Annotated in this window: 12 protein-coding genes; 7 read left to right on the top strand and 5 right to left on the bottom strand. The window is 64.9% G+C overall.

Annotation, left to right across the window (positions count from 1 at the left end):
* Positions 1 to 54: 54 nt before the first annotated feature.
* A complete protein-coding gene (locus QEG70_RS07685) occupies positions 55 to 456 on the bottom strand; it encodes a VOC family protein (RefSeq protein WP_308720120.1) in 402 nt (133 codons plus the stop codon).
* Between the two features lie 86 nt (positions 457 to 542).
* Between QEG70_RS07685 and QEG70_RS07680 the strand changes: the two genes are divergently transcribed.
* The 3 genes from QEG70_RS07680 (at position 543) to QEG70_RS07670 (ending at position 3696) form a co-directional block, all read left to right on the top strand.
* A complete protein-coding gene (locus QEG70_RS07680; RefSeq protein WP_308720119.1) occupies positions 543 to 1187 on the top strand; it encodes a class I SAM-dependent methyltransferase in 645 nt (214 codons plus the stop codon).
* 162 nt (positions 1188 to 1349) lie between these two features.
* On the top strand, positions 1350 to 3236 hold the full coding sequence (locus QEG70_RS07675) for a hypothetical protein (RefSeq protein ID WP_308720118.1): 1887 nt from the start codon (positions 1350 to 1352) through the stop codon (positions 3234 to 3236).
* Positions 3237 to 3393: 157 nt separating this feature from the next.
* A complete protein-coding gene (locus tag QEG70_RS07670) occupies positions 3394 to 3696 on the top strand; it encodes a hypothetical protein (protein ID WP_308720232.1) in 303 nt (100 codons plus the stop codon).
* 146 nt (positions 3697 to 3842) lie between these two features.
* Here the strand turns inward: QEG70_RS07670 and QEG70_RS07665 are convergent, their stop codons facing one another.
* Genes QEG70_RS07665 through QEG70_RS07655 form a run of 3 tightly spaced genes read right to left on the bottom strand, consistent with a single transcriptional unit; the run spans position 3843 to position 8043 of the window.
* Entirely contained in the window at positions 3843 to 5066 is a 1224-nt protein-coding gene (locus QEG70_RS07665) for a phosphoglycerate kinase (RefSeq protein ID WP_308720117.1), read from the bottom strand.
* Positions 5066 to 6088 carry a type I glyceraldehyde-3-phosphate dehydrogenase gene (gap, locus tag QEG70_RS07660; protein ID WP_308720116.1) on the bottom strand — a complete coding sequence of 341 codons (1023 nt, stop codon included), beginning with the start codon at positions 6086 to 6088 and terminating at the stop codon, positions 5066 to 5068. The genes QEG70_RS07665 and gap overlap by 1 nt, the downstream gene beginning before the upstream one ends.
* Positions 6089 to 6120: 32 nt before the next feature.
* Complete coding sequence (locus QEG70_RS07655; protein WP_308720115.1) at positions 6121 to 8043, bottom strand: transketolase-like TK C-terminal-containing protein; 1923 nt, start codon at positions 8041 to 8043, stop codon at positions 6121 to 6123.
* 133 nt (positions 8044 to 8176) lie between these two features.
* On the opposite strand from QEG70_RS07655, the gene QEG70_RS07650 reads away from it, so the two are divergent.
* Together QEG70_RS07650 and hemA are read left to right on the top strand one after the other, a co-directional pair.
* Positions 8177 to 8641, top strand: coding sequence for a hypothetical protein (locus tag QEG70_RS07650; RefSeq protein ID WP_308720114.1), 465 nt, complete (start codon positions 8177 to 8179; stop codon positions 8639 to 8641).
* A 164-nt stretch (positions 8642 to 8805) separates the two neighbouring features.
* Entirely contained in the window at positions 8806 to 10107 is a 1302-nt protein-coding gene (gene hemA / locus QEG70_RS07645; RefSeq protein WP_308720113.1) for a 5-aminolevulinate synthase, read from the top strand.
* 169 nt (positions 10108 to 10276) lie between these two features.
* Here hemA and QEG70_RS07640 read toward each other — a convergent pair whose 3' ends face one another.
* Positions 10277 to 11065 carry a DsbA family protein gene (locus tag QEG70_RS07640; RefSeq protein WP_308720112.1) on the bottom strand — a complete coding sequence of 263 codons (789 nt, stop codon included), beginning with the start codon at positions 11063 to 11065 and terminating at the stop codon, positions 10277 to 10279.
* 247 nt (positions 11066 to 11312) lie between these two features.
* Between QEG70_RS07640 and QEG70_RS07635 the strand changes: the two genes are divergently transcribed.
* Positions 11313 to 12734, top strand: a complete 1422-nt coding sequence (locus tag QEG70_RS07635; RefSeq protein WP_308720231.1) for a gamma-glutamyltransferase — start codon at positions 11313 to 11315, stop codon at positions 12732 to 12734.
* A 177-nt stretch (positions 12735 to 12911) separates the two neighbouring features.
* Positions 12912 to 13955, top strand: a complete 1044-nt coding sequence (gene recA, locus QEG70_RS07630) for a recombinase RecA (protein ID WP_078526443.1) — start codon at positions 12912 to 12914, stop codon at positions 13953 to 13955.
* The last annotated feature ends 25 nt before the right edge of the window (positions 13956 to 13980 follow it).

Genomic DNA, 13980 nt, shown 5'->3' with positions numbered 1-13980 from the left:
GCCACCCCTTTATGCGAGCGGGATGGCACCGCCTGCGCCCGCTTGCAAGCCCGATCAGATAAAACGCCCCGGCTTTCCGCGCTGCAGCACCTCGATCTTGTAGCCATCGGGGTCGGTGATGAAGAAGAACCTGCCCACGAACCGTTCGCCACACGCCATGTCCTTCACCGCCAGCGGCGCAAGGCCTGCTTTGGTCAGCCGGGCATGCTCGGCATCCACATCGGCGACTGACACGGCAAGGTGCCCATAGCCATCACCAAGGTCATAGGGCTTGGTGCGCCCGTGGTTGACGGTCAGTTCCAGTTCAAATGTCTGTTCATCATTCGACAGGTAGATAAGGCTGAAGCTATCAAAAACAAGCCGGTCGGCCACTTTCAGGCCGAAGGCGGTTTCATAGAAGGCAAGGCTCGCGGCTTCATCAAGCACGCGGATCATGGAATGGATCATGCGGGCCATTCGGCTTTTCTCCTGTTCTCCAAGGCACGGGGCGTGATACGCCCACCCCGTATCGCATTGTTACACCTGCACTGTCTGGCACATTCATGAACGACCTGCACGGGTTTCACCCGCATTCCTTCACCGTCGCCTCTTCTGAGTCCGATACGCTGTTCTATTCGCGCAGGCCCACCGGCCCCTTGCTTGATCAGGGCGCGCAGACAGCCATCACAGCGCTTTATCGCACGCTCCTGCCCGAGGATGGCAACATCCTCGACCTGATGGCAGGCCCGGACAGTCACCTGCCGCCCGACATGGCATTTGACAGTGTGATCGGCATCGGCGTGAATGCGCAGGCGCTTGATGCCAATACCCGCCTGACCGACCGCGTGGTGGAGGACATAAACGAAACCCCCGACCTGCCACTCGCCGATGAAAGCATGGATGCCGCACTGCTGTGCGATGTCGTGCCCTATTTGCGCCAGCCGGTGCAGGTGCTGCGTGAAGTGGCCCGCGTGCTGCAACCCGGCGGCCTGATCATCATTACGTATGGCGAGCGCTTCATACCGCAAAAGGCCACGGCGCTGTGGCAGGCGCTTGAGCCTGATGACCGCGGGCGCATGCTTGGGGTGCTGTTGCAGCGCGCGGGGTTTGGCCCGGTGGATACCGGCAGCGTGACCCCCGCGCCGGAGGACATGTTCTGGAAGGATGCGGTCATGGCGCTGACGGCTCGCCGCCCTGACATTTTGTAACATTGGCTGCCCGTGCGGCCATATTCCGCCATGCCGGGCGTGGCACAAACAGCACGGCGCGGCGGATCACGACTTATTAAAACAAATTATCATTTACCCGGGCCGCCGGACATGTTTTGTCACATCCTGTCTTGAACCTGTTCTGGGGCCTCCTGGCAATAAATGCAGATTCCGTTCCTCTCCGGCAAGCCCGCCGGCCGTCTGGCCAGCCTGCTCATGCTGTGTTCCGTTCTGGTGCCCATGGCTGCTGCATGGGGCGATGAGGATCCCGAATCGCTGGATATCATGGAACGCCAGATGGCCCATCTGCAGCAGCAGCAGCAGGCCCTGCAAAATGAACTTGCCGCCATGCACCAGCAGATAGCCCAGCACCGCGCCCGCCTTGGCGGCACGTCGGCGGCTGGCGGCGGCAGCGCGGGCCACCCGCTTGAGGTCACGGGCTCGGGCGGGCATGTGCGCGGCGGCTGGGTGCCGGTGGAAGGCCATGCAACCCAGCAGGCGACGGGTGGCGAGCGCGTGGGTCGCCCCCATATCGGCGGCTATTCCGACCCCACATCAGAACTTGGGGATCAGCCCACGGTTGAATCCGTGGTGGCGCATCGCGAGGAAGACCTGATCTCGCACATGGCCAACAACAATGTCGGCCCCCACAACCGCGAGACGGTGGGCGCGCAGTCGGCTGGTGCGCTGGGCAGCAAGGTGTTCCACCTTGGCCCGGTGGCCATCATCCTTGGCGGATTTTTCGATGCGGCGGCGCTGGTCGAGAACCGTCAGGTGTCATCGGGCATCTTCAACTACTGGAATGCCATCCCCTTCCGCGACAGTTCGAATTTCCACACCACCAATTTCAATGGCGATGCGCGGTATTCGCGCTTCTCGCTTATGGCGCGCGGGCAGCTCAACCCGCACCTGACCGTGGCGGGCTTTGTGGAAACCGATTTTGGCGCGAGTGCCGAGACCACCAACCCGTACGAGAGCAATTCCTACGTGCCCCGGCTGCGGCAGGCTTACCTGACGCTGGATGATTCGCGCGCGGACACGCATTTCCTCATCGGCCAGGCCTGGACCATGCTCACGCCAGACCGCGTGGGCATCGTGCCCCGCCAGGAAAGCCTGCCCGAAACGATTGAATCCTCCATCCTCGCGGGCCAGACCTGGTCGCGGCAGTGGCAGGTGCGCATCGTCAAGGACTTCCTCAAGCATCGCCTGTGGACCGGCCTGTCGATCGAGAACCCGGCCACCATCTATGACACCACCGGCTTCTCCGCCGCGGGTGACAATGGCGAATACAGCCTGGCCAATGGCGGCTATGCCAAGCTCGGCTCGAACGGCGTGGGGCTGAGCAGCGCCACCACCAACTATTCCAACGAGATCGCGCCCGACATCATCGGCAAGCTGGCATGGGACCCCTCATGGGGCCATTACGAGGTCGAGGGCGTGGTCCACTTTCCACATGACCGTTCGGTCATCAACGGCGTGGGCGAGAACCATACCGCCATTGCCTGGGGGGCGGGCGGCTCGATGATCCTGCCGGTCATTCCCCACCGGCTGGAAGTGCGGCTGGCAGGGCTGGCGGGCAAGGGCATTGGCCGCTACGGCTCGGTGCTGCTGCCTGATGCCACGCTGCGCGCCAATGGCGCGCCCGCCCTGCTGTCAAGCGCGCAGACCACGGCAGGCGTGATCGCGCACCCCAACAAGGTGATCGACGTGTATGGCTATTTCGGCATGCAGCGTTCGGGCCGCAGTTATTTTGACGAAGATGGCGGCACCTATGGCTACGGCAACCCCAATGCCGACAATACGGGCTGCATGACCGAAGGCTCGGACCTCAACTCCGCGGCACTCGGCGGCTGCACGGCCAATATCCGCTCGGTGGAGGAGTTTACCATCGGAGCCTGGTATCGCTTCATCCACGGCCAGTACGGCACGGTGCAGGCGGGCACGCAACTGGCCTATTCGCGGGTGCATACATGGGGTGGCATGGGTGGCGCGCCCACGACCAGCCTGAGCGAGATCTTCTTCGATTTCCGCTACCTGCCTTTCCAGTAAGGCAGGCGTGTCACGGCGCATATTGCGTCAGGCCGGGAAAAGGGGGATGGTGGCCCCGCAATCGGGAAAAACGGAAAGGCCTGCGCTCATGTCCATCAGGTTACGGCATTTGGTCCTTGCTGCGTGGCTGGGTGCTGCTGTTGCGCCAGGCATGGCCATGGCGGAGGGCGGTCATGCCGATGCGGGCAATGAAGACCCCGGCGAGGCCTCGCAGCGTCATGCCACCATGCACCAGCTTTCCAAAAAGCCGCCGCTTCCCACGCTGCATATGGATTACAGCCAGTACCGCTTCATCCCCAAGGGTGACAGGATCAAGGAACAGCCAGACGTGAACCGCCTGCTGTTCTGGACCCCCGCCGGCGAGCCGGATGGCTATGCCGAGAAGCGCGGCACCGCCGTGCTGTATTACGACCGCACCGGCAAGGCCGTGCGCGTGGATACAAACCCCTACAACCGCTAGGAACAATAAAGGGAAGTTTTTGGGTGTCGCCTTTCAAAGCTTTTTGAAAAAAGCTTCACCAAAGACTTCTGTCATTTCAACGTATTGTTCATGAAAAAAGGGACCACCTGATGATGGTCCCTTCCTTCACGTAACGGGGTGGCCGGTCAGATGGGCATGGCCCGTTCAAACACGGCTTCAAGCGCCATGATGCCGGGCAGCGTCTTGCCTTCCAGCCATTCAAGGAAGGCGCCGCCAGCACTCGAGATGTAGGAGATATGCTTCTCCACCCCCGCATGGCGCAGGGCGGAGACCGTATCACCACCGCCTGCAATGCTCTTGAGCGCGCCTGCATCGGTCAGGCGGCCCACCTCGCGGGCGACTTCATTGGTGGCCGTATCGAACGGCGTGATCTCGAACGCGCCAAGCGGGCCGTTCCAGACCAGCGTTTTCAGCGTGGCGAGCTTCCCGTTGATCAGCCTGACCGTCTCCGGCCCCACGTCGAGCGCCATGGCGTCAGCCGGAATGGCATTGACCGGCACCGTGCGCGTGGGCACGTCGGCCCTGAAGTCGGTTGCGGTCACCACATCAACCGGCAGGATGATTTCGCAGTTCTTTTCCTTCGCCTTGGCCATGATGGCACGCGCGGTGTCGTGCATCTCGGCCTCCTGCAGCGAGCGGCCCACATCCACGCCTTGGGCAGCGAGGAAGGTGTTGGCCATCGCGCCGCCAATAATCAGCATGTCCACTTTTTCAAGCAGGTTGCCGATCAGGTCGAGCTTGGTCGAGATCTTGGCCCCGCCCACGATCGCGCCCACCGGGCGTGCGGGGTTTTCAAGCGCGATGTTGAGCGCGTTGAGTTCCGTCTCCATCAGGCGGCCTGCAAAGGAGGGCAGCAGCCGGGCCACGCCCTCGGTCGAGGCATGGGCGCGGTGGGCGGCGGAGAACGCATCATTGACGTAATAGTCGGCCAGGGAGGCGAATTCCTTGGCCAGCGCCGGGTCGTTCTGCTCCTCGCCGGGGTAGAAGCGGGTATTTTCCAGCACCACCACGTCGCCATCCTGCATGGCGTCAACCGCCTGCTGCACCTTGGGGCCGGTGCAGTCATCGACAAAGGTGACCGGGCGGCCAAGTGCATCCCCAAGCGCGTTGGCGATCGGGCCGAGCGACATTTCAGGCACCGGCTTGCCCTTGGGGCGGTCGAAGTGACTGACCACAATCACCTTCGCGCCCTTCTGGGCCAGTTCCTGAATGGTGGGCAGCAGGCGCAGGATGCGCGTGGCGTCCGTGATCTGGGCGTTGCGCACCGGCACGTTCAGATCAGCGCGCAGGAGGACCTTCTTGCCCGTGGCATCAAGGTCATCGAGCGTCTTGAAGCTTGCGGCACCCATTACAGGGCACCGAATACGGCGGCCGTGTCGGCCATGCGGTTGGAGAAGCCCCACTCATTGTCGTACCAGCTGCAGATGCGCACCAGCTTGCCGCCATCAATCACCGCCGTCTGGGTGGCATCGAAGGTGGAGGAGGCGGGCGAGTGGTTGAAGTCGGTGCTGACCAGCGGCGCGGTGTTGTAGGCGAGGATGCCCTTGAGCGGGCCCGACTCGGAGGCTTTCAGCAGGGCTGCATTCACTTCCTCGACGGAGGCCGGGGCCTTTTTGGGCACGAAGTCGAGCGAGACGAGCGACACGTTGGGGGTCGGCACGCGGATGGCGGTGCCATCGAGCCTGCCCTTGAGGTGCGGCAGTACCAGCCCCACGGCGCGCGCGGCCCCGGTCGAGGTCGGGATCATGTTCAGCGCGGCGCCACGGGCACGGCGCAGGTCCTTGTGCAGTGTGTCCACCGTGCGCTGGTCGCCGGTATAGGAGTGGATGGTGACCATGTAGCCACATTCGATGCCGAACGTGTCATCAAGCACCTTGGCCACCGGGGCAAGGCAGTTGGTGGTGCATGACGCGTTCGAGATGACGGTCATGTCAGGCGTCAGCACGTCCTGGTTCACGCCGTAAACGATGGTGGCGTCCACGCCCGATGCCGGGGCGGACACGATCACCTTGCGCGCGCCTGCGGTAATCAGCTGGGCGGCCTTTTCCTTGTCGGTAAAGCGGCCGGTGCATTCGAGCGCCACGTCCACGCCCTTGAAGGGCACCTTTGTGGGGTCCGCCTCGGCCGAGACGGTGATGGGCGCGTAGGTGCGGCCATTGGCCGTGATGATGATCTGGTTGCCTTCAACCTTCACCTCGGCGGGGAAGCGCCCGTGCACGCTGTCATACGACAGCAGGTGTGCGTTGTCGGCCACGCTGCCCAGGTCATTGATCGCGACCGGCACCACATCGGTGCGCCCGCTTTCAATGATGCCACGCAGCACGAGGCGACCGATGCGACCAAAACCGTTTATTGCGACTTTAACAGCCATGTTCTTATTATCTCCGTAAGGGTCAGACATGTTCACACACTGGCATCGAGCGATGCCGTCCCTGATGGTGGAGGCGCGCCGTTTCCTCCCACGGTTTCCATCGCGGTTCCGTCATGGGTGCGGAGCAGCCGCATGGCGTCGCGGCAGATCCGCTCCGGCGTGATGTCGGCCAGGCTGTCAGGCGCATCAGGCGTGGGGGTGGCCCCGAACCCGTCAATGCCCACGAACAGCCCGCCCGTTCCAAGCCAGCGATCCCATCCAAAACCCGATGCGGCCTCGATTCCGATCCGGGGCGCTGTTCCCAGCACGGCAGCACGATACGTCATTTTTTGGGCGGCGAACAGTTCCCAGCACGGAAGTGATACAACCGCCGCCCCGATGCTTGCCGCGCGCAGCAGCGCGCGCGCGCCCAGCGCCACGATGGCCTCATGCCCCGTGGCCACCAGCGTAACCTGGCGCGGGCCTTCCGCCTCGGCCAGCACGTAGCCGCCGCGCGCACACAGGTTGGTCAGGCCATGCTGCTCGCGCTCGGGCACGGCGGCGGCAATCGAGGGGGCGGATTCCAGCACCAGCAGGCTCGGCCCGGTCGTGCGCCGCAGGGCCAGTTCCATGCATTCCATGGTCTCGCGGTGGTCGGCGGGGCGGAACAGCGCCATGTTGGGCATGGCGCGCAGGCTGGCCAGTTGCTCGACGGGCTGCCAGCCGCCCGCATGCTCGCCGCGCGGCAGGTCGTCATCGCTGAGCAGGTAGATCACCTGCTGGCCGGTCATGGCGGCGTAGCGCAGGGCAGGGCGCATGCGATCCACCGCGATGATGGTGGTGGCGCCAAAGGCCAGCAGCCCGCCATGCAGCGCAATGCCGTTGAGCAGGGCGGCCATGCCATGCACCTGCGTGCCGCATGAAAGATCGGGCTCGCCGCTGCTGCGCCGCAGGGCGGAAAAATCGGGCATCATGCCCTGGCGCGAGCGCAGGCAGGTCAGTTCGGGCAGCAGTTCATGCAGGGTTTCGAGCCCGCGCCGAGCCGAGAAGGCGGGCGAGGCACGGGCGAGCAGCGCGCTGTGCTCGCGCCACGAACGCTGCCAGTCAGGCTGCCAGAAGGCGGGGCGCTGGTTGCGGGCCATGCGCTCGAACTCGGCTTTCTGCCGGTCCTTGAACAGGCGGCGCAGCCACGAGCGCCGCGCGCTCGCCCCCCGGCGCGCAGCCCCCGCCCACAGGCCCGGATCATCGACAAAGGGCGGTGGCGGATCGGTTTCAGGCGGGGCGATGCAGGCGATCAGGCACGGCTTGTGCGTGCGCTGGGCAGAGGCGATGACGCTTGCGATCTGTTCGGTATTGCCCGCATCAACCTTGCGCACCGACCAGCCCGATGCGCTGTAGCGCGGCAGGATGGTGTCCACCTCCTCGCGCTCGGTGCTCCACAGGCCCACCACCAGGGTCACGCGGTCAAGGCCGAGCTGCCCTGCCAGGGCGGCGCTTTCCAGTGCCACACCGGTGGAAAGCTCGCTCCAGCACCCCAGCGCCCATACGCGGTGGTTGACCACCGCGCGGCCAAAGCGGGCAGCGAGCTTCTGCTCGGCCAGCGCCATGCCGATCGCCGCCCCCAGCCCCTGCCCGTTGGGGCCGCAGGCCTGCCGGTCGCTCGCGGCAGGCGCGCCGGGGCGCGACGCCTGGCCCGACAGTTCGGCCATGATGCGCGGCAGCACCCGGTAGCGCGGCGAGGAAATGACCAGGCGGTCACGGTCCGGCCAGTCGGGGCTGGCGGGGTCGAAGCGCAGGAAGCGACTCCACAGCACCGCGCACAGCCCGGCCATGACCCGGGCGTGCGGCGCATGCCGCCGGTCGGTTTCATGAACGCCGATGGCATGGCGGATCGCCGTTGCCAGCCGATCGGGCATGGAAGGGGCTTCTGGTTGCAGGGCAGGCGAAATTACGAGGGCTTCTTGGTCTTCGGGCATGCGGCATCGTCCATGGAGCAGGGTATGATCGGTCGGAGCCGGTGGGTACTGTTACTGCGCCCGGTGCATTGCGGCAACATTGCTGCGCGCGCCCCTATGCCGGGCGGGGTGGATACTGTATCGGTAACAGGTCATGTCCCGTCCGTCCTCCCGCCTTGTCCGCCGCGCCGTTCTGGCAGCCATCCTGTGCCTGCCAGCCATGAGCGGATGCCGGCTGGTCAGCCAGAAAACCTTCAACCGCCACGCAGGCGACCCGCCAAAGCTGCCGAGCACGCCGGTTCCGCAGGTTGCGAGCATCGAAAGGCCGCCGCTCGTCACCATCGTGGCGGGCACGCCGCCCGCGCAGTGGCAACCCGCGGTCAGGGCCGCCGTGGCCGATGCGCTTGCGCGCAAGCCCAATGCTCTGTTCACCATCGTGGTCAATGTGCCGGTGGGCGCCGCAAGCGGCGTGCCGGACATGAAGGCCGCGGTGGACACGGACGGCCAGCCGGTGCTGCAGGCGGTGATGGATGCGGGCGCGGGCACCGCCCAGACCGAGATGGATGCCCGGGGCGTGCCCGCCGACAGCGCAACGCAGGTCTGCATTTACGTCGAGTAGTTCAATGCGCTTTTGCAATTTCCGCCCCCATCATGCCATAAAGGCCCGGTTGCCGGTGGTTGACCGCCCGCTCTAGCGCCGATGAGGGGGGCTTCCATCCCCCGGCCTGAGCCACCCCGCACGGTGGGCGTAATGAATGAAGGCCCCGTAAACACGAGCGGGGTATGGCATGGAGAAAACCAGCAGTGTCCAGTAATCATGTGGATGGGCATCCCTTTTTCCGGTTCTGCCAGACGGCGCTGGCCGATATCCGCGCCCAGGGGCGGTACCGGCAGTTTACGCCCCTGTCACGGCTGGCCGACCGCTACCCGCTATACGAGCAGCCCGAAACCGCGCCCACGCCATCCACGCCCGCCTGCCCCGAAGACCGGGAGGTGGTGGTCTGGTCCTCCAATGACTACCTTGGCATGGGGGTCGAGCCTGTTGTGGTCGAGGCGGCCATCCGCGCCATCCATGAGCATGGCGCAGGTGCTGGTGGCACGCGCAACATCGCGGGCACGAGCCCGGTGCACACCGCGCTGGAGGCGGAACTCGCCGACCTGCACGGCAAGGAAGCGGGGCTGCTGTTCGGCTCGGGCTATGTTTCGAACCAGGCATCGCTCCAGACCATCCTGACAAGCATGCCCGGCTGGATCTGTTTTTCCGACCGGCTGAACCATGCCTCCATGATTGCGGGCATCAAGGGCGCGCGCGGGTCGAGCACGGTCATTTTCGAGCATAACGACCTTGCCGACCTTGAAGCCAAGCTGGCCGCCGCCCCCAAGGATGCGCCCAAGCTGATCGCGTTCGAGAGCGTGTATTCGATGGATGGCGACATAGCCGACATCGCGGGCACCTGCGCGCTGGCGCGTAAATACGGCGCCATGACCTACCTTGATGAAGTGCATGCCGTGGGCCTGTATGGCGCGCAGGGCGGTGGCGTGTCGCAGCGCGATGGCGTGGCCGACCAGGTGGACATCATCGAGGGCACGCTGGCCAAGGGCTTTGGCGTGCATGGCGGCTACATCACCGCTTCGAGCAATATCGTGGAATATCTGCGCCTGAACGCCTCGGGCTTCATCTTTACCACCGCGCTGCCGCCTGCGGTTGTGGCGGCGGCGCTGGCGAGTGTGAAGCAGGTGCGCAAGGATAACTGGCGGCGCGAGCGTATTTTCGAGCGTGTCGATACCTTCCGTGCCAAGCTGCGGGCAGCGGGCATTCCGTTCAACATGACGCCGAGCCATATCGTGCCCATCCCTGTGGGCGATGCCCGGCGCTGCCGCGAACTGAGCGACCGGCTGCTCAATGATTACGGCATGTACACAACCCCCATCAACTACCCCACCGTGCCCCGTGGCACCGAGCGCCTGCGCCTTACGCCGGGGCCGCGCCATACGGATGCGATGATGGACGAGATGGTGGCGGCCCTGGGCCACCTGCTGCGGGTCAATGACCTGGCCGATGCCTCCGCCGTGGCCATGGCCTGAGGCAATACCCTTTTCCGGCCTCCCGTCAGCACGGAAGGCCGGAAAGAATGCCTTATTGCAAAGCCCTGAAAAGAATAAAGGTTTTTGGTGAAGCTTTTTGCAAAAAGCTTCGAAAAGAACGCCGCCTTGTTTGAAAAAAGGCGGCGCCTGAAAATGTTTATTCTCTATCTTAATGGTTCTGCGCGATGGCCTTCTTCAGGTCATCGTAGCTGACGGCGCCGGGAATGATCTGGCGGGCGTTGAACACGAAGGTGGGCGTGCCATCAAGCCCGATCGCGCGCGCGAGTTCCATATTGGCCTGCAGGATGGACGTGACCTTGGCACCATTCATGTCACTGACAAGCTGGGTGGCATTCAGCCCGGCCTGGGTGGCCAGCGTGCGCATGCGCTCGACCGTGGGCTGCACGGAATCGTTCATCACCACACCCTGCATGCGGAAATAACCTTCCTGCCCGCCCTGCACGAAGGCCGCCACAAGCGCCTGCGATGCAATCAGGCTGGGCTGGCCGAGCACGGGAATGACCTTTTCAATAATGCGCAGGTCCCTGTTCTCGCGCGTCAGGCGGTCGAGGTCGGGCAGCACCTTGCGGCAGTAAGGGCAGCGGGGGTCATAGAATTCGACAACGGTGGTCTGCCCTTTTGCATTGCCCAGCACGCCATCGGTCGCCGTTGGCGTGGTCAGGTCGGCGCGGTGGCTTTCCAGCGCGGAACGGGCGGCATTCTGCTGGGCGGCATTGGCGCTGGTGCGCAGGGCGGCAATGGCGTCTGACAGGATGGTGGGATCGGTTTTCAGCGCGTTGCGCATGATCTCGACAATTTCCTGCCGCTGGGCGGGGGTGAAACTGGCCTGTGCCTCTGCAGCCCGGCCCGCGCCCGCCGTGGCAGCCAGCATTGCCCCCGTGGCGAGCAGGGTGGGCAGCAGGCGTGGCCGGTTGTGGCGGGGCGAAAGAAAGGTCACGGGTTTGCTCCGTTGTCATGTCGCGATAGGGTGGTGTGTAAAGGATCGGGCAGCGGAAAGAAATGGGCCATGCCACCGCGCGGGCGCCATGCCTGTTGCCGATGGCCCGGAACGCCGCTAAGTCGTGAAGGGTCTGCTACGATCGCGCGGCCGTTATGAGCCGTTGAACGGAATGAAGCCGACCTGCCCATTGGAGAAGCGTTGCGTGCCTGAGCATTCGTCGATCACCCCTGTCGCCCGTCGGTCCATGCGTACGGCGCTTTGTGCTGTTCTGGCCCTTTCGGTTACGGGTTGCGCCTTCAAGAACTATTCACCCGTCAAAATCGTCTCGAGCATGTTTGGTCCCTCGCCGGGGCAACTGATCGGCACGGTCTCCTCCGATGAGCCGCAGGCCACTCTGGTCGGGCGTGACATTCTCCAGCGCGGCGGCAATGCGGCGGATGCGGCCACGGCCATGGGGTTTGCCCTGGCCGTGACCCTGCCGTCACGGGCCTCGCTTGGTGCGGGCGGGGCATGCCTTGCCTACCGCCCCGGTGACCAGAACGGCGGCCGCGCCTTCATGTTCCTGCCCGTGGCAGGGACAGTTGACGGGGTGGGCATGCCACATGCCGACCGCCCGGCAGCGGTGCCCATGCTGGCGCGCGGGCTTTATCTCATGCATCTGCAATATGGCTCGGCCGCGTTTTCTGAGATGGTGCCGGGGGCGATTACGCTTGCGGCCAATGGCATCAATGTAAGCCGCCAGCTTGCCACCGATCTCGCCGCCGTTCAGGTGCCCCTGCTCGCCGATGCGGGCGTGCGCGCGGTCTTTGCCCGCTCGGACGGCAAGGCGCTGGCCGAGGGCGATGCGCTGGTGCAGACCCATCTTTCGGGCGCGCTGGACCAGATCCGCAGCATGGGCGTGGGTGATCTTTATAACGGCGCGCTGGGCCAGTCCTTTGTGGCGGGCAGCCAGAAGGCTGGCGGTGGCCTGACCATGGCCGACATGCGCGCGGCCATTCCCACCGAGCGCCTGCCGCTATCGGTGAGCAGTGGCGAGACGCAGGTCAGCTTCCTGCCGCCGCCTGCCGATGGCGGGCTGGGTGCCGCGGTGGCATTCCGCACGGCCGCATCATCCGATGCGGCAACCCGCGCGCAGGCCAGTGTTGCGGGCTGGCGGGCACAGAACGGCAGCCACGCCAGCGGCACGGGCGATGACCTGACCGCCCGCGCGCAGGCCTTTGTCAATGCAGGGGGCGGCAGTGGCGGCGGCCTGCCATCGCTGCCTGCGTCCACCTCGTTTACCGTGGTTGACCACGCGGGCATGGCGGTGGCGTGCAGCCTGAGCATGGACAACCTGTTTGGCACCGGGCGCATGGCGGGCAATACCGGCATCGTGCTCGGCGCCTCGCCCGCGCGCCTGCCGCAGCCGCTTTATGCTGCCGCCATTGCCAGCCAGGGCCGTGCCTTCCGCGCGGTGGTGGCAGGCTCGGGCCAGAACGATGCGGCGGCGGCAACCGGGATTGCCATGCGCCAGCTCCTTGCAAGCCAGACGCCCGATGCCCATCCTGTAACTGCGCAGGGCCGCGTCAACGCCATATCCTGCCCGCGTGGCCTGCCGGGTGATGGCGCAACCTGCACCGCCGTGACCGACCCGCGTGGCGCGGGGCTGGCCATGGGGCCGCGCTAAACGGCGGTTATTGCGCGGCGGGCCATCATTATCGGGGCAGGATGGGAACAGGGCCATTGTAAATGATCCTGTTTTGTTCCATATTGCAGGACATGACCCGCCCCTGTTCCGGGCTGGCGTGGCAGGGCAGGGTGCCCGTTATAAGGTTTCATTCCACAAGAAGCAGGTAGGCAGGCAATGGCACAGGCTCCGGGTATAGATAAAAGCAAGGCCCTGGAAGGGGCATTGAGCCAGATCGAGCGTGCGTTCGGCAAGGGTTCGATCATGCGCATGGGCGAGCGCCCGTCCGAGCAGGTGGATGTGATTTCCACCGGCTCGCTCGGTCTCGACATCGCACTGGGCATTGGCGGCCTGCCGCGTGGCCGCATTGTCGAGATTTATGGCCCCGAAAGCTCGGGCAAGACCACCATGGCGCTGCACGCCATTGCCGAGGCGCAGCGCAAGGGGGGCACCTGCGCCTTCATCGATGCCGAGCATGCGCTTGATCCCGGCTATGCCCGCAAGCTGGGCGTGGATGTGGACAACCTGCTGATCAGCCAGCCCGATGCGGGCGAGCAGGCGCTCGAGATTGCCGACACGCTGGTGCGCTCGGGCGCGATTGACGTGCTGGTGGTCGATAGCGTGGCCGCCCTCGTGCCGCGCGCCGAGCTTGAGGGCGACATGGGCGACAGCCATGTCGGGCTGCATGCCCGCCTCATGAGCCAGGCCCTGCGCAAGCTGACCGGCTCGGTCTCGCGCTCCAACACCATGCTGATCTTCCTCAACCAGATACGCCTCAAGATTGGCGTGATGTTCGGCAGCCCCGAGACGACGACAGGCGGCAACGCGCTGAAGTTCTATGCCTCCGTGCGCATGGACATCCGCCGCATCGGCTCGATCAAGGACAAGGACGAGGTGACCGGCAACCAGACCCGCGTCAAGGTGGTCAAGAACAAGATGGCGCCGCCCTTCCGCCAGGTCGAGTTCGACATCATGTACGGCGAAGGCATCAGCAAGGTTGGCGAACTGATCGACCTTGGCGTCAAGGCAGGCATTGTTGAAAAGTCCGGCGCCTGGTTCTCATGCGACAGCCAGCGCATCGGGCAGGGGCGTGAAAACGCCAAGCAGTTCCTGCGCGACCACCCGGAAATGGCCGCCGATATCGAGCGCCGCGTGCGCGAGCAGGCCGGTGTGGTGGCCGAGGCCATGCTCGTCGGCCCCGATGAGGAGGGGGCTGACTGATTGCCCTTGGCCTGTTCCCTTGTAA

The sequence above is a fragment of the Komagataeibacter xylinus genome (assembly GCF_031081985.1).
GTDB lineage: Bacteria > Pseudomonadota > Alphaproteobacteria > Acetobacterales > Acetobacteraceae > Komagataeibacter > Komagataeibacter xylinus_E.
The sequence above is the reverse complement of the archived record's forward strand: the minus strand, read 5'-3'. Positions and strand labels throughout refer to the sequence as shown.